A 15,857-nucleotide genomic window follows, 5' to 3' on the forward strand; every position below is an offset into this window, starting at 1 on the left:
CGCGGGACCGATCACGGAGGTCGACGATGCACGTCGCCGTCCTGGACGACTACCAGCAGGTCGCCCACCGCTTCGCGGACTGGGGGGCCATGGGGGCCGACATGGGGGCCGACGTCGCGTTCGTCGACCAACCGCTGCCCGACGACGACGCGGTGGTCGCGGCGCTCGCCGGGTACGACGTCGTGGTGGCGATGCGGGAGCGCACGCCGTTCACCGCCGCACGGCTGGCGCGGCTGCCCGACCTGCGCCTCCTGGTGACGACCGGGCGGCAGAACGCGTCGATCGACCTCGACGCCGCCCGGGCGCACGGGGTCGTCGTGTGCGGCACGGACTCACCCACGAACGCCACTCCCGAGCTCACGTGGGCGCTGATCCTCGCGCTGCTGCGGCACGTGCCCGCCGAAGACCGGGCGTTGCGCGACGGCGGCTGGCAGCACACCGTGGGCGGCGACCTGGAGGGGCGTCGGCTGGGCGTCGTCGGGCTCGGGCGGATCGGGGCGAAGGTGGCGCGGATCGGGCTCGCGTTCGGCATGGACGTGGTCGCCTGGAGCCAGCACCTGGACGCGGCGCGGGCCGCCGAGGCAGGCGTGCGCGCCGTCGCGAAGGACGAGCTGTTCGCGACGGCGGACGTCGTCACCGTGCACTACAAGCTCAGTGACCGCAGCCGCGGGCTCGTCGGTGCCGTCGACCTGGCCCGCATGAAGCCCGCCGCGGTGCTCGTCAACACGTCCCGCGGCCCGCTCGTGGACACGGACGCCCTGCTCGCCGCGCTGCACGAGGGGCGCCTCGGCGGGGCCGGGCTCGACGTGTACGACGTCGAGCCGCTGCCCGCCGACCACCCGCTGCGCTCCGCACCGCGCACCGTGCTCACCCCGCACCTTGGGTACGTCACTGAGGCGACGTACCGCACGTTCTACGGCCAGGCGGCCGAGGACGTCGCCGCCTGGGCGGCGGGGTCGCCCGTGCGCGTGCTGACCTGATCAGACCGTCAGTGCCGACGAGTAGTCCGAGTACGTGCCCGCGCCGAACAGGCCGACCCCGAGCAGGACGACGAAGAAGAGCACGTAGAGCACCCAGATCGCCGTGAACGCGATCGACAGCCACAGCCCCCACGTGGCGAGAGGGTGCGGGAAGCCCGCCTTGCGCGACTGGGACCGGCCGATGGCGGACAGCACGATCCCGGCAGGGGCGAACACGAACGCCAGCACGAACCCGATGATGCCCATCGTCTTGCCCGGGTCCTCCGGCGCGTAGCCGTACGGGTAGCCCCCGCCCGGCGGCGGGTACGCACCCTGCGGGTACCCGGGGTACCCGGCCTGCGGGTACCCGGTCTGGGGATATCCGGCCTGCGGATAGCCCGCCTGGGCGTGGTCAGGCTGCGCGTAGCCCTGCGGGGTCGGCTGCTGGCCGGTCTGCTGGCTGGACTGTTCGCCGGTCTGTCGGCCGGGCTGCTCGTACGGCTGGTACGGCTGGTACGGATCGCTCACGGGCACAGTCTCGCGGAGCGGTGGCCCGTCGCGCCAGCACCTGGGGCCGGTCGCCCCGGGGGAGGTGTCAGCCGCTCGTGGAACGGGCGTACCGCGCCGACAGCAGCCGCAGGTGCTCCACCAGGTCCGGCGGCTCGGCGACGTGGAAGTCGAGCCCGAGCATCCCGATCCACACGGCGACGACCTCCACGCTGTCCCCGCCGGTGACCAGGACGCTGCGCCCGTCCGGCAGGGCCTCGACCGTGCCGACGGCGGGATTGATACGGGCGAGCACCTCCTCGGCCGGGGCGTCCACGGTGATGCGGGCGTGCACGGCCCAGCCGGTACGGGCGACCTCGCGCACCACGAACTCCGAGAAGTCGCCGGGGAACGCCACAGGCCGGAAACGCCTGCCCCCGGGGGTGCGGAGCCGCAGCCAGTCCAGACGGTACGGGGCCCACGCCTCGTCGTCGGGCCCGACGGTCCGGGCGACGAGGAACCACCGCCGCTGCCAGGAGACCAGGTGGTACGGCTCCAGCTCGACGGGCTCGTCCCGGTAGAAGGCGCGCAGGCCCTGGTGGTCGCGGACGGCGTCGGCGACGGCGGCCAGGGTGCCCGCGTCGACGCCCGGGTCCTCGACGTTGGAGCCGGTGTTCTCCGGGCCGGCGGTGCTGGCGTCGCGGATCGCGGCCAGGCGGCGGCGCAGCCGGTCGGGCAGCACCTGCTCCAGCTTGGTGAGCGCGGACTGCGCGGACTCCTCGAACCCGGCCGTCGCGGTCGCGGCGCGCAGGCCGACGGCGACCGCGACCGCCTCCGCGTCGTCGAGCAGCAGCGGGGGCAGCCGGGCGCCCGCGCCGAGCCGGTAGCGCCCGCCGGGCCCGCGGACCGCGTGGACGGGGTAGCCGAGCTCGCGCAGGCGCGCGACGTCGTGCCGCACCGTGCGGTCCGTGACGTCGAGCCGGCGGGCGAGCTCGCCGCCGGACCAGTCCGGGCGGGACTGGAGCAGCCCGAGCAGCGCCAGCAGCCGTGCCGACGTAGAACCCATCGCGACCTCCCGGACCGGTGTGCCCGCACTCGACGAACTTGTCAGAACTCGTCCAGAATAAAGGAACGAACCGTTCCTGAACCCTTCCTATCGTGGGTTTCAGGAGCTGGGGCGAAGGCCCGGCTCACGACCTCGGGAGCACGCCATGAACGCCACGACCCCCGCCGCGACCACCCTCGAGCTCCAGCCCTTCTCCGTGCACGTGCCGCAGGCCGACCTCGACGACCTGCGCGAGCGCCTCGACCGCACCCGCTTCGCCCCCGCCGCCCCCGGAGACTCCTGGGAGTACGGCACCCCGGAGTCCTACCTGCGCGACATGGTCGAGCGGTGGAAGGCCTTCGACTGGCGCGCGGTGGAGGAGCGGCTGAACGCCTACCCCGCGTTCCGCACCGAGATCGACGGTCAGCCGCTGCACTTCCTGCACGTGCGCTCGCCGCACCCGGACGCCACACCGCTCCTGCTGGCGCACACCTACCCGGGGTCGGTGCTCGACTTCCTCGACATGATCGACCCGCTCGTGGACCCGGTCGCGCACGGCGGCCGCGCCGAGGACGCGTTCGACGTCGTCGTCCCGTCCATGCCGGGCTTCGGCTTCTCGACGCCCCTCGTCGGCGGGGAGTGGACGATGGCGCGGGTCGCGCGCACCTACGACGCGCTGATGCGCGGGCTGGGCTACGACTCGTACGGCATCCACGGCAGCGACGGCGGCGCGATGATCGGCCGCGAGCTCGCCGTCCTGGACCCCGAGGGCTTCCGCGGCGCGCACGTGCTGCACCTGTTCTCCTTCCCGACCGGGGCGCCGGGGGAGATGGACGACTTCGGCGAGAAGGAGTACGCGGCCCTCGGCCACGCGCAGTGGTTCCAGTCGGTGGGCGGCTACAACGCGATGAACGCCTCCCGGCCGCAGACCGTCGGCGCCGCGCTGGCGGACTCGCCCGTCGGCACGCTGGCGTACTCCGAGCTGTTCGAGAACTTCGGCAACGGCACGTCGCTCGTCTCCGCGGACCAGGTGCTGGCGCAGGTCACGCTCTACTGGCTGACCAACACCTACGCCACGGCGGCGCGCTACCACTACGCCGAGCAGAGGTCCGGCGCAGAGCCGGTCGTCAGCACCGGACGGATCGGCGTCGCCGTCTTCAAGGACGACTTCCAGACCATCCGCAGCCTCGCCGAGCGCGACAACGCGCGCATCGAGCACTGGTCCGAGTTCCCGCGCGGCGGCCACTTCGCCGCCATGGAGGTGCCCGACGACGTCGTCGCCGACCTGCGGGCGTTCTTCGCCTGACGGGATGATCACCGTGGTCGATCATCGGGTGACCCGGACCGCGCCCGTCCGGGTCACCTGATCGCCGTTCGGTGATCACCCCCAGGGTCGATCGCCCCTCTGGCTAGCATCGCGCCCACGAACACGACGGCGTGGAGGTCGACGATGACCAGGACGAGCAGGATCGTGGTGGCATGGGGTGCGGCGCTCGCGGTCGTCGCCACCCTCGGGGCGGGGCCGGTCGCCTCCGCCGACGACGGGCCGTTGCTGCCCACCGACGGGAGCGACACCTTCGACGGGACGACGCTCGACGCAGGGCGGTGGGATCGGGTGCGGCCCGACGACGCGGGACTGTCGCTGGCTGACGGGGCGCTCACCATCGCCACCCTCCCGGGCGACCTCTACGGCGGCACGAACACAGCCCGGAACCTCGTGCTCCAGGACGCACCCACCCACGGTCGTTGGGAGGCCTCGACGACGCTCCAGCTCGCGCCGACGACGTGCTGTCAGCAGGCAGGGCTCGTGCTCTACACGGACGACGGCAACTACGCGTCGCTCGCGTTCTCCGGCCGCACGGGCGGGAACGGGCGGGTGTTCTTCCTGCGTGAGGTGGGAGGGACCCCGTCGGTCCCTGGCCCCGTCGACAAGCCGCTCGCGCAGTGGCCCACGACCTTCTCGCTGAAGCTCGTCAGCGACGGCACGGAGGTCGTCGGGATGTACTCGCCGGACGGGACCACCTGGACGCCGGTCGGCACGCCGGTGCCGGCCGGCCAGCACCTGCGGATCGGTCTGTTCGCCATGGGCGGCACGGCGGGCGCCCCCGTCGTCCCCGCCCGTTTCCAGGAGTTCACCTTGCTCCACGACGGCAGCGAGCCGCCCCCGCCCCCGCAGCCCGACGGGACGGTCGTCCCGATCGACTGGGACCGCCTCGGGGACGAGCCGCTCACCGGGGTGGACGCCGTGCCCGCCAAGATCCTGACCCACTCCACGGAGTACGCCCTCACCACGTGGTGGCGCACGAAGTTCGGGGCGCAGCCGTCGGACGGGTACCTCACCTTCGGCGGCACCGGCGAGCACCAGATCCGGCCTGTGGCCGCGGAGGCGGACGCCCTCGCCACGTCCTTGGCCACGGGGGTGTACGACGAGAACGTGACGGGTGTGCCCGAGGCGGAGGCTCGTGCCCGGACGGTGCGCCTCGTCTCCTCGCTCGCCGACGCCCACTATGCGAACCGGCCCGGGGGCTGGAGCGGCACGACCAGCTGGCAGGGCGCCCTCTGGGCAGCCCTGACGGCACAGGCGGCCTGGCTCCTGTGGGACGACCTCGCACCCGAGGACCAGCGCCAGGTCGGGATGATGGTCGAGACCGAGGCGGACCGGTTCGTGCACTACGACGTCCCGTACTGGACGGCGGCCGACGGCACGGTCCTGTCGCCAGGGGACACGAAGGCGGAGGAGAACTCCTGGAACTCCATGCTCCTGCAGGTCGCGACGGCAATGATGCCCGACCACCCCCGCCACGACGCCTGGATGACGAAGAACGTCGAGCTGCTGCTCTCGGCGCACGCCAAGCCGTCGGACGTGCACGACGACACGGTCGTCAACGGCCGCCCCCTGGACGACTGGGTCCAGGGGTGGAACGTCGAGGAGGACGGGCGCGCCTACAACCACGGCCTGCTGCATCCCGACTACATGGCGACGATGGTCCAACAGCTGTACGCCGGCACCACGTCGACCCTTGCCGGACGCCCGACCCCGCGTGCGGCGCTGCACGACATGGAGCTCATGTACGGAAACCTCGTGGACCACGACTACCCGGCGCCGCCCTATCAGGCACCCGGCGGCACGATCTACCGGGAGGGCACGGGCTCCCTCTACTACCCGGAAGGAACCGACTGGGGCAGCTCGCGGCGCCTCCAGTTCGTCGCGGTCGACGCGATCTCGGCGGCCTTCGGCGTCGACCGGTCGGCGAGCAAGGACGGCAGGTACTGGCTGCCGCTCCACGGTGGCGACGCCCTCGCCATGCAGGCACGCTCGGCCGACGGCAGGACCTACGTGGCAGGTGACGACGACACGTACGCCGGGCGCGAGGAATGGGTCGCGATGCACGCCGCGTGGTCGGTGCTGTCGCTGTGGGCCGTCCGGAACGGCGACTACCGGGTGTCCGACGCGCGTGCGGCAAGCCTGGACGACGACGTCGCTCCCACGATCGACGCGAGCGTGCAGGGTCGGCGGGGGCCTGCGGGGTCGTACCTCTCGGGTGCCCGGGTCGTCCTCGACGTCTCCGACGACGACGCAGGGGTCCAGGCCGTGGAGTACCGCACCCAGCGGGGCGGCTGGCAGCGCTACGACGGTCCGGTGGCCCTGCGCCCGGGCATCTGGGACGTCGAGGTGCGCGCCACCGACGCCAACGGGAACGTCGCCACGCACACGATGCCCAGGGTCCGGGTGATCGGCGCGACGAGCCTGCCGCCGACGGCCGTCGACGACTGACCAGCGGGCGCGCTCGGGTCGGAGGTTCTCGGCCCGGGCGCGTCACCGCGTGCTGCGCGCGACGTGGACGCGGATCCCCGCCCGCCGGGCTTGTTGGACGAACTCCGGGCTCGCGGCCTCGTCCGTGACCACGCGGGCGACACGGGACGGGGGGACCGTGGTCAGGAGCGACTCCAGCCCGACCTTCGTGTGGTCGACCAGGGCCACCACGGAGAGGGCCGCGGAGGCGAGCACGCGGTCGATGTCGGCCACGTGGGCGTTCGGCGTGGTGAGCCCGCGCTCCAGCGAGAAGCCGTTCCCCGAGAGGAACGCCAAGGGCGCGCGCAGACCCGAGAAGAACCGTTCTGCGCGGGACCCGACGACGGCGCGGACGGAGCCACGCAGCTCACCTCCGGCGAGGTGGACGTCGACAGGGGCGGCGTCGGCCAGCGCCTCGGCGACGAGCAGCGAGTTCGTCCAGACCTGGATGTTCTTGTCCCGCAGGTGGCGGGCGAGCGTCAGGGTCGTCGTGCCCGGACCGAGGATCACAGCGTCGCCGTCCATCACCAGCTCCGCCGCCTCTCTGCCGATGAGGTCCTTCTCGCGTGCCGCGACCTGAAGCTTCTCGACATAGCTCGGCTCGAGGGTGTGGCGCCGCCGCGCCCTCGCCACGCCGCGCTCGTAGGAGATGGCGCCGCGCGCCGCCAGGTCGCGGAGATCGCGCCGCAGGGTGACCTGCGACGAGTCGAGCACGTCCTCCAGGTCGCCGAGCCGCGCCTCGCCGCGGCGGGAGACGAGGTCGGCGATGAGCTGCTGGCGCCGCGCCTTCGCAGCCCTCGTTCCCTCGGCACGGCTCACAGCACCGAGTGTGCACGGGCTTCGCGGCCGGGCGGGCGGACACGCCCGCCCTGCGTGATGGAATCGAGTCGTGCTCACGCGATCCCGTCTCCGGTTCGATCTCGTCCCCCGCCGCGTGCGCGTGCACGCCGTGCGCGAGCTGAGCGGCAGCCTGCGGCGCACCACGTTCCGCGACGTCGACGGCGCGGACCCCGCCGCGCCGTCGTCCCTGGCGGCGCTGCGGGCGCCCGGCCCGGAGGACCACGTCAAGGTCTTCCTGCCCGATCCGGCGACCGGCGCGCTGCACGCGCCGACGCTCGCCGCGGACGGCGGGCTGCAACGCCCGGCCGGCGTCGTGTCCATCTCCCGCGACCTCACGGTCCGCGCGACGCGGACGGTGGACGGCGTGGCCGAGGTCGACGTCGACTGGGTGCTGCACGGCGACGAGGGCCCGGCGTCCGCCTGGGCGGCCCGCGCGACCCCGGGCGACGAGGTCGTGCTCGCAGGACCGCGGGGCAGCGCCGGGGTGCCGGAGGGGATCGCGCGGCTCACCCTCGTCGGCGACGAGACAGGACTGCCCGCCCTGGCCCGCTGGGCTGCCGCCGTCGAGCCCGGCGTGCCGGTGACGGCGATCGTCGAGATCGGCGACGACGTCGACGAGGCGCACGTCGAGGACGAGCTGGACGGCGCGGCCGTCGAGATCCTCTACCGCACCGACGGCCCGGGGCAGCTCGTGGAGGCCGTGCGCTCCCTCGGCGCCCTGGGGCCCGACGAGCTGTTCGTGGGGCTCGGCGAGGCCGGTGACCTGGTGCCCGTGCGCCGACACCTGCGGCGCGAGCTGGGCCTGCCCGCCGAGCAGGTGCTGGTCTCCGGCTACTGGCGGCGCGGGGTGGTCAACCTCGACCATCACCTGCCGCTGGACCCGAGCGACCCGGACTGACGGTCAGGCGACCGCGCTCTCCGTCTCGCCGCGCAGGGCGTCGATCTGCTCCTGGAGCCGGGAGAGCTGGTCCGCGACGTCGCCCGCGCCCTTCTGCCGGGCGGCGTCGGTCACGTACCGGACCTCGGCGGACGCGGCCTCGAGGGCCACCTGCGCGTCCTCCAGCGCGACGACGGCGCCGTCGGCGGAGGTGGCGGCCCGGGCGAGGGCGGCACGCGCCTCGTCGGTCGCGGCCTGCGCGGAGCTGATCGCGTCGGTCACGGAGCCGCGCAGGGCGGCGGGGACGCCGGTGGCGTGCTGCAGCTGCTGGAGGTCGACGTCGATGGCCTCGGCCTGGCTCTTGGCACCGGCGATGAACGACTGGACGTCCTCGGTGGGGGCGGAGCACGCGCCCAGCATCATGGTCACGGCGAGGAGGCTCACCGCGGCCAGACGGGTCGTCGTCTTGCCCTTCGAAGTCGTCGCTGACGTCATGGCCACGATTCTGCACCGCGGACCTGAATAAACCCTTACGACGACGTGGAGATCTTGCACACAGCCTCGGGGCGCACTGCCGCCGACACCGGGCGTTCACCGGATGTCGAGGCGCGCCGACGGGGGCACGATGGCGGCCATGAGCGCGCTGACGACGTCTGAGCTGACGGCCATCTACACCGACCTCCACGCCCATCCTGAGCTTGGGTTCGCCGAGCACCGCACCGCCGGGATCGTCGCCGACCGGCTCCGCGGCTGGGGCTACGAGGTGCACGAGGGGATCGGCGGCACGGGCGTCGTCGGGGTGCTCGCTTGCGGCGCCGGGCCGCGCGTCCTGCTGCGCGCCGACATGGACGGGCTGCCGGTGACCGAGCGCACGGGGCTGCCGTACGCCTCCACCGACACCGCGACGACGCCGGAGGGCCGCACGTCCGGCACCATGCACGCGTGCGGCCACGACGTGCACGTCACCTGCCTGCTCGGCGCCGCCGCCGCGCTCGCCGAGGCCCGGGACGCCTGGTCCGGCACGCTCGTCGTCCTGTTCCAGCCCGCCGAGGAGGTCGGCGAGGGCGCGCGCCGCATGGTCGCCGACGGGCTCTACGACCGCATCGGCGTCGTGCCGGACGTCGTGCTGGGCCAGCACGTCATGCCGCTGCCCGTCGGGGTGGTCAGCCTGACCCCGGGGACCGCGATGGCGGCCGCGGACTCGCTGCGCATCACCATGCACGGGGCGGGCGGGCACGGCTCCAGCCCCGAGGCGACCGTCGACCCGGTGGTCATGGCCGCGGCCACGGTGCTGCGGCTCCAGGGCATCGTGTCGCGCGAGGTCGGGGCGACCGAGTCCGCCGTCGTCACCGTCGGGTCCGTGCAGGCCGGGACGCAGGCGAACGTCATCCCCGACCGGGCCGAGCTGCTCGTCAACGTCCGCACCTTCGACGACGGCGTCCGCGAGCGCGTCCTCGCCGCGATCCACCGCATCGTCGACGCCGAGGCCGCGGCGTCCGGGGCGCCGCATCCGCCCGAGTACGCGCACGTCGCCGCCTTCAACCTCACGGCGAACGACCCCGGCGCCACGGCCCGCACGCGCGCCGTCCTCGAGCGGGTGCTGGAGGCGGAGCGTCCGCGCGTGGAGGCGGCCGGCGGTCGGCCGCAGGTGGTGAGCCTGCCGCCGCTGCCCGGCTCCGAGGACGTCGGCGACCTGGCGACCGCCGCCGGCGTGCCGCTCGTGTTCTGGTTCCTCGGCGGGTTCGACGCCGCGCTCTTCGCAGGTTTCGACGCTGCGACGGCCACCGGCATGGGCGGCCTGCCCGACGGCGTCGCGCCGAACCACTCGCCGTTCTTCGCCCCGGTCCCCGAGCCCACCCTCGACCTCGGCGTCGCGGCCCTGGTCGCCGCCGCCCAGGAGTGGCTCGGCTGACCGGCCGCCGACCCGGGTCACGATCACGGTCGGCGCGCGCCCAGGCGGCGGCTGATCTCGCTGGCGGCGCGACCGGCGGCGTCAGCCAGCTCCGTTCGCCGGCCGTCGTCGACGTCGTCGGACCAGAACGTCAGCGCCACGCCCGCGACCGGGTGGCCGGTGTGGTCGAGGGCGGCGTGCGCCACCGACGCGAGGCCGGTCGTGACCTCGCCGTCCTCGGTGGCATGGCCGCGGCGGCGGGTGTCGCGCAGCACCTCACGCAGGTCGCGCAGCGTCCGGGGGCCGACGCCCGTCCGGTCCGCGAGAGCCGTCGCCGAGGGGAACAGCGCCCGCACCTGTGCGGCCGGCAGCAGCGCCAGGACCGCACGACCGCTGGCCGTCAGGTGGCTGGGCAGGCGGACGTCGACGTCGGTCACCAGGCTGGGGCGGTGTGGCGCGCGCTGCTCCACGAGGTACAGCACCTCCCGGCCGTGCAGCACGGCGAGGTGCGCGCTCTCGCCCGTCGTCTCCACGAGCCGCGCGACGACGGGACGCGCCAGCCGGGCGAGCGGCGCCTGCCGGGCGTACGCCGACCCCAGCGACAGCGCCGCCGTCCCGAGCCCGTAGCGGTGCTCCTCCGGCAGGTGCGTCACGAAACCCTCGTCCACCAGCACGGTCAGCAGGTGGTAGACGGTGGAGCGCGGCAGGCCCAGGTGCTGCGCGACCGCCGCCGCAGGGACCGGACCGGCCTGTGCGGCGAGGAACGTCAGCACCCGCAACGTGCTGCGCGCCGCCGGTACGTCCGCCATCGTCCCCCCTCCGCGAGGTAGTCCGGGTCGTGCCGAGGTAGTTCCGGGGACTACCTCGGCAAGGCCCGCACTACCTCGGCAGGACCTGGACTACCTCGGCATCCGGTTTGTCTGGGATCCCAGACTGAACCTGTCCGGACGCGGTGTCCAGCGAGCCCGCGACGGTGTGTGCTGACCGCATGACCGCAACGCTGCAGGAGGCAGGCGACCCCGCCCGCCGTACGACGACCCACCCGGTCGCGCCCCGGTCCGACGTCGTCGTCGAGATCACGGGAGACCCCCTGACCGTCGACGACGTCGTCGCGGTCGCCCGGCACGGCGCGCAGGTGCGCCTCACCGACCGGGCCCTCGCGGGCATGGCCGCCAGCCGTGCCGTCGTCGAGTCCCTGGCCGACGACGACCGCCCGCACTACGGCGTGTCGACCGGGTTCGGCGCCCTCGCCCGCCGCCACATCCCGACGGACAAGCGGGCGCAGCTGCAGCTCGGCCTGGTGCGCTCGCACGCGGCCGGCAGCGGCCCCGAGGTGGAGCGGGAGGTGGTGCGCGCGCTGCAGCTGCTGCGGCTCGCCACCCTGGCCACGGGCCGCACGGGCGCCCGCCCCGAGGTCGCCGAGACGTACGCGGCGATGCTCAACGCGCAGGTGACGCCCGTCGTGCACGAGTACGGGTCGCTCGGGTGCTCGGGCGACCTCGCGCCGCTCGCGCACGTCGCGCTGGCCGCGCTCGGCGAGGGCCCGGTCCGGGTCGGGGCAGGTCCGGACGGCGACGGCGAGCTGCTCGACGCCGCCGAGGCGCTCGCGAGCGCCGGCATCGCGCCGCTGGAGCTGCGGGAGAAGGAGGGGCTGGCCCTCATCAACGGCACCGACGGCATGCTCGGCATGCTCTGCCTCGCGATCCACGACCTGCGCGACCTGCTCCGTACCGCGGACGTCGCCGCGGCGGCGAGCGTCGAGGCGCTGCTCGGCTCGGACGCGCCCTTCGCGGCCGACCTGGTCGGCATGCGACCGCACCCGGGGCAGGCGGCGTCGGCCGCGAACCTGCGCGCCCTGCTCGCCGGGTCGCCCGTCGTGGCGAGCCACCGCACCCTCGATGCCGACGGCCGCCCGGAGTGCACCCGCGTGCAGGACGCGTACTCGCTGCGCTGCGCGCCGCAGGTGCACGGCGCGGCGCGCGACACCGTCGACCACGCGGCGACGGTCGCGGGACGAGAGCTCGCGTCCGCCATCGACAACCCGGTGGTCACGGTGGACGGCCGGGTCGAGTCGAACGGCAACTTCCACGGCGCGCCCGTCGCGTACGTGCTGGACTTCCTCGCCGTCGCGGTGGCCGACGTCGCGTCCATGAGCGAGCGGCGCACCGACCGGTTCCTCGACGTCGCGCGCAACGAGGGCCTGCCGGCGTTTCTCGCCGACGACCCGGGCGTCGACTCCGGCCTGATGATCGCCCAGTACACGGCCGCCGGGATCGTCTCGGAGCTCAAGCGCCTCGCCGCCCCCGCGAGCGTCGACTCCGTCCCGTCGTCGGCGATGCAGGAGGACCACGTGTCGATGGGGTGGGCGGGGGCGCGCAAGCTCCGTCGCGCCCTCGACGGCCTCGGCCGCGTGCTCGCCGTCGAGCTCATGACCGCCGCCCGCGCGCTCGACCTCCGCCTGCCCGACCTGTCAGAACCAGGTGCTGCTCCACCCGCACGTGGTTCTGACAAGTCCCAGCGCCCCGAGTTGTCAGAACCAGGTGCTGCTCTACCGGCACCTGGTTCTGACAGCTCGGCGACCGCGGGGGCCGCGGCCGGCACCGGAGCCGTCCACGCGCTGCTGCGCACGGTCGTCGCCGGCCCGGGTCCGGACCGGTTCCTCGCCCCCGAGATCGAGGCGGTCACGCGGCTCGTCGTCGACGGCGAGGTCGTCGCCGCCGCGAGCGCCGCCGTCGGCCCGCTCGCCTGACCTGCCCGCTCGCCGGACCTGCCTGTACGCGCCCACCGCCCGAAGGAGACGCCGATGTCCCCCGCCACGTACGACCGCGGCACCCCCGTGCCCGTCCGCGCGCCGCGCGGCACGACCCTCACCGCCCGCAGCTGGCAGACCGAGGCGCCGTTGCGGATGCTCATGAACAACCTGGACCCGGAGGTCGCGGAACGCCCGGACGACCTCGTCGTCTACGGCGGCACGGGCCGTGCCGCGCGCGACTGGCCCAGCTACCACGCCATCGTCCGCACCCTCACGACGCTGGGCGACGACGAGACCCTCCTGGTGCAGTCCGGCAAGCCGGTGGGGGTGCTGCGCACGCACGAGTGGGCGCCGCGCGTGCTCCTCGCGAACAGCAACCTCGTGGGGGACTGGGCCACCTGGCCGGAGTTCCGCCGCCTGGAGGCGCAGGGCCTCACCATGTACGGGCAGATGACCGCCGGGTCGTGGATCTACATCGGCGCGCAGGGCATCCTGCAGGGCACGTACGAGACGCTCGCCGCGGTGGCGGCGAAGCGGTTCGGGGGCACGCTCGCCGGGACCCTCACGCTCACGGGCGGCTGCGGCGGCATGGGTGGCGCGCAGCCGCTCGCGGTCACGCTCAACGGGGGCGCGTGCCTCGTGGTCGACGTCGACCGGTCGCGCCTGGAGCGGCGCGTGCGCGAGCGCTACCTCGACGAGGTCGCGGACGACCTGGACGACGCGGTGCGCCGCGTCGAGGCGGCGAGGTCCGAGCGGCGCGCGCTGTCCGTGGGCGTGGTCGGCAACAGCGCGTCGGTCGTGCCGGAGCTGCTGCGCCGGGGGGTGGCGGTGGACGTCGTCACCGACCAGACGTCGGCGCACGACCCGCTGTCGTACCTGCCGCTGGGCGTCTCGGTGGAGGAGTGGGCCGACTACGCGGCCGCCAAGCCGGAGGAGTTCACCGACCGTGCGCGCGAGTCGATGGCGCGGCACGTCGAGGGCATGGTCGGGTTCCTCGACGCGGGTGCCGAGGTGTTCGACTACGGCAACTCGATCCGCGACGAGGCGCGTCGCGGCGGCTTCGACCGTGCCTTCGACTTCCCCGGGTTCGTCCCCGCGTACATCCGGCCGTTGTTCGCGCAGGGCAAGGGCCCGTTCCGCTGGGCTGCGCTGTCGGGCGACCCGCGCGACATCGCCGCCACCGACAAGGCCGTCCTCGACCTGTTCCCCGACGACGACCACCTGCACCGCTGGATCCGCGCCGCGCAGGAGCGGGTCGCGTTCCAGGGCCTGCCCGCCCGCATCTGCTGGCTCGGGCACGGCGAGCGCGACCGTGCCGGGCTGGCGTTCAACGACCTCGTCGCGTCGGGCGAGGTGAGCGCCCCGGTCGTCATCGGGCGCGACCACCTCGACGCCGGCTCGGTCGCGTCCCCGTACCGGGAGACCGAGGGCATGGCGGACGGCTCCGACGCCATCGCCGACTGGCCGCTGCTCAACGCGCTCACCGCCGCGTCCTCCGGAGCCACCTGGGTGTCGCTGCACCACGGCGGCGGGGTCGGCATGGGCCGGTCCATCCACGCCGGGCAGGTGTCCGTCGCCGACGGCACCGCCCTCGCGGCGCAGAAGCTCGCGCGGGTGCTGTCCAACGACCCGGGGCTGGGCGTGCTGCGGCACGTCGACGCCGGGTACGACGACGCCGCCGCGGCCGCCGCGCGGGGCGGGCTGCGCGTGCCGATGCGAGAGTCGTGAGATGCGCGAGGTGGAGCACCCGGGCGGTGAGCACCCGTCGACGCTGATCCTCGGGATCGGCGAGCTCACGACCAACGACCCGACGCTCGGGGCCGACGGCGACCCGACCGGCGTCCTGCGTGACGCCGCGCTGCTGCTCGACGGCGGTCGGGTGGCGTGGGTCGGGCCCGAGCGGGCCTGCGCGGACGGCGTCGAGGCAGCGCTCGGTCGCGCGCCCGACCGCGTCGTCGGGGCGGACGGGCGAGCGGTGGTCCCCGGCTTCGTGGACTCCCACACCCACCTGGTGTTCGCCGGTGACCGGTCGGCCGAGTTCGAGGCGCGCATGGCCGGCCGGCCGTACGCCGCGGGCGGCATCCGGACGACGGTCGCGGCCACGCGGGCGGCGTCCGACGACGAGCTGCGCGCCGGGCTGCGCCGGCACGTCGGCGAGGCCCTGGCGCAGGGCACCACGACGCTCGAGGTGAAGAGCGGCTACGGCCTGACCGCGGCCGACGAGGAGCGCTCCGTGCGGCTCGCGGCGCAGGTCACCGAGGAGGTCACCTTCCTCGGCGCGCACGTGGTGCCGCCGGAGTTCTCGGGCGACGCCGGAGGCGCCGACGCGTACGTCGACCTCGTCGTCGGCGACATGCTCGGCGCGTGCGCCCCGCACTCGCGCTGGGTGGACGTCTTCTGCGAGACCGGCGCGTTCACCCCGGAGCAGGCGCGCCGCGTGCTGGAGGCGGGCGCCGCCGCCGGGCTGGGGGTGCGGGTGCACGCCAACCAGCTCGGGCCCGGCGAGGGCGTGCGCCTCGCCGTCGAGCTCGGCGCGGCCGCCGTCGACCACTGCACCTACCTGTCCGACGACGACGTCGCGGCGCTCGCGGCGTCGTGGACGGGGAAGGGCAGCGGGACGGTCGCGACCCTGCTGCCCGGCGTCGAGTTCTCCACCCGCCAGCCGTACCCCGACGCGCGCCGGCTGCTCGACGCCGGCGCCGTCGTCGCGCTGGCGAGCGACTGCAACCCCGGCTCGTCGTACACGAGCTCGATGCCGCTCATGGTCGCGCTGGCCGTCCGCGAGATGGGCATGACCGTCGCCGAGGCCGTCTGGGCCGCCACGGCGGGCGGTGCACGGGCGCTGCGCCGCGACGACGTCGGGCACCTCGCACCCGGCGCCCGCGCCGACGTCGTCGTCCTGGACGCCCCGAGCCGCACGCACCTCGCCTACCGTCCCGGCGTCCCGCTCGTGCACGCGGTCTGGAAGGACGGCCACCCCGCGAGGTAGTACCCATCCCGCCGAGGTAGTACCCATCCCGCCGAGGTAGTTCTCCCTGCGCCGAGGTAGTTCGGGCATTACTACCAAAAGGGATTTTTTATATATGCGTTCGTGGACTACCTCGACACGAGTTGAACTACCTGGGCCTGACTTGAACTACCTCGGCAAGAGGGGAACTACCTCGGCAAGAGGGGAACTACCTCGGCAAGAGGGGAACTACCTCGGCGGGGTGGG

General features: G+C 74.3%; 13 protein-coding genes. 8 read left to right on the forward strand and 5 right to left on the reverse strand.

The window, feature by feature from the left end; translation table 11 throughout:
* The first annotated feature begins 26 nt into the window (after positions 1–26).
* Entirely contained in the window at positions 27–980 is a 954-nt protein-coding gene (locus ACWGKI_RS07405) for a D-2-hydroxyacid dehydrogenase family protein (RefSeq protein ID WP_452185905.1), read from the forward strand.
* Here the strand turns inward: ACWGKI_RS07405 and ACWGKI_RS07410 are convergent, their stop codons facing one another.
* The gene (locus ACWGKI_RS07410; RefSeq protein WP_452185907.1) at positions 981–1,487 is read right to left on the reverse strand and encodes a hypothetical protein; all 507 of its coding nucleotides are present in this window, start codon (positions 1,485–1,487) and stop codon (positions 981–983) included. It abuts the gene before it with no gap.
* A 67-nt stretch (positions 1,488–1,554) separates the two neighbouring features.
* The gene (locus ACWGKI_RS07415; RefSeq protein WP_452185909.1) at positions 1,555–2,511 is read right to left on the reverse strand and encodes a helix-turn-helix transcriptional regulator; all 957 of its coding nucleotides are present in this window, start codon (positions 2,509–2,511) and stop codon (positions 1,555–1,557) included.
* A 145-nt stretch (positions 2,512–2,656) separates the two neighbouring features.
* Between ACWGKI_RS07415 and ACWGKI_RS07420 the strand changes: the two genes are divergently transcribed.
* Positions 2,657–3,796: an epoxide hydrolase family protein gene (locus ACWGKI_RS07420; RefSeq protein WP_452185911.1), complete on the forward strand. Its 1,140-nt coding sequence runs from the start codon at positions 2,657–2,659 to the stop codon at positions 3,794–3,796.
* A gap of 144 nt (positions 3,797–3,940) precedes the next feature.
* Positions 3,941–6,265 carry a beta-xylosidase family glycoside hydrolase gene (locus ACWGKI_RS07425; RefSeq protein WP_452185913.1) on the forward strand — a complete coding sequence of 775 codons (2,325 nt, stop codon included), beginning with the start codon at positions 3,941–3,943 and terminating at the stop codon, positions 6,263–6,265.
* A 42-nt stretch (positions 6,266–6,307) separates the two neighbouring features.
* On the opposite strand, the gene ACWGKI_RS07430 is transcribed toward ACWGKI_RS07425, so the two are convergent.
* Complete coding sequence (locus ACWGKI_RS07430) at positions 6,308–7,102, reverse strand: DeoR/GlpR family DNA-binding transcription regulator (protein WP_452185914.1); 795 nt, start codon at positions 7,100–7,102, stop codon at positions 6,308–6,310.
* Positions 7,103–7,172: 70 nt separating this feature from the next.
* Here ACWGKI_RS07430 and ACWGKI_RS07435 point away from each other — a divergent pair, with 70 nt between their 5' ends.
* Positions 7,173–8,021: a siderophore-interacting protein gene (locus tag ACWGKI_RS07435; RefSeq protein ID WP_452185916.1), complete on the forward strand. Its 849-nt coding sequence runs from the start codon at positions 7,173–7,175 to the stop codon at positions 8,019–8,021.
* 3 nt (positions 8,022–8,024) lie between these two features.
* Here ACWGKI_RS07435 and ACWGKI_RS07440 read toward each other — a convergent pair whose 3' ends face one another.
* Positions 8,025–8,495 (reverse strand): hypothetical protein, encoded by a 471-nt coding sequence (locus tag ACWGKI_RS07440; RefSeq protein ID WP_452185918.1) that lies wholly within the window; start codon positions 8,493–8,495, stop codon positions 8,025–8,027.
* 139 nt (positions 8,496–8,634) lie between these two features.
* On the opposite strand from ACWGKI_RS07440, the gene ACWGKI_RS07445 reads away from it, so the two are divergent.
* Positions 8,635–9,912 (forward strand): amidohydrolase, encoded by a 1,278-nt coding sequence (locus tag ACWGKI_RS07445; protein ID WP_452185920.1) that lies wholly within the window; start codon positions 8,635–8,637, stop codon positions 9,910–9,912.
* Between the two features lie 23 nt (positions 9,913–9,935).
* Here ACWGKI_RS07445 and ACWGKI_RS07450 read toward each other — a convergent pair whose 3' ends face one another.
* The gene (locus ACWGKI_RS07450) at positions 9,936–10,700 is read right to left on the reverse strand and encodes an IclR family transcriptional regulator (protein ID WP_452185922.1); all 765 of its coding nucleotides are present in this window, start codon (positions 10,698–10,700) and stop codon (positions 9,936–9,938) included.
* A 179-nt stretch (positions 10,701–10,879) separates the two neighbouring features.
* On the opposite strand from ACWGKI_RS07450, the gene hutH reads away from it, so the two are divergent.
* Genes hutH through hutI form a run of 3 tightly spaced genes read left to right on the forward strand, consistent with a single transcriptional unit; the run spans position 10,880 to position 15,632 of the window.
* Complete coding sequence (gene hutH, locus ACWGKI_RS07455; protein ID WP_452185924.1) at positions 10,880–12,640, forward strand: histidine ammonia-lyase; 1,761 nt, start codon at positions 10,880–10,882, stop codon at positions 12,638–12,640.
* Positions 12,641–12,694: 54 nt separating this feature from the next.
* A complete protein-coding gene (gene hutU / locus ACWGKI_RS07460; RefSeq protein WP_452185926.1) occupies positions 12,695–14,371 on the forward strand; it encodes a urocanate hydratase in 1,677 nt (558 codons plus the stop codon).
* Position 14,372: 1 nt separating this feature from the next.
* Complete coding sequence (gene hutI, locus ACWGKI_RS07465; protein WP_452185928.1) at positions 14,373–15,632, forward strand: imidazolonepropionase; 1,260 nt, start codon at positions 14,373–14,375, stop codon at positions 15,630–15,632.
* Positions 15,633–15,857: the final 225 nt, after the last annotated feature.

This window comes from Isoptericola sp. NPDC055881 (assembly GCF_053615895.1).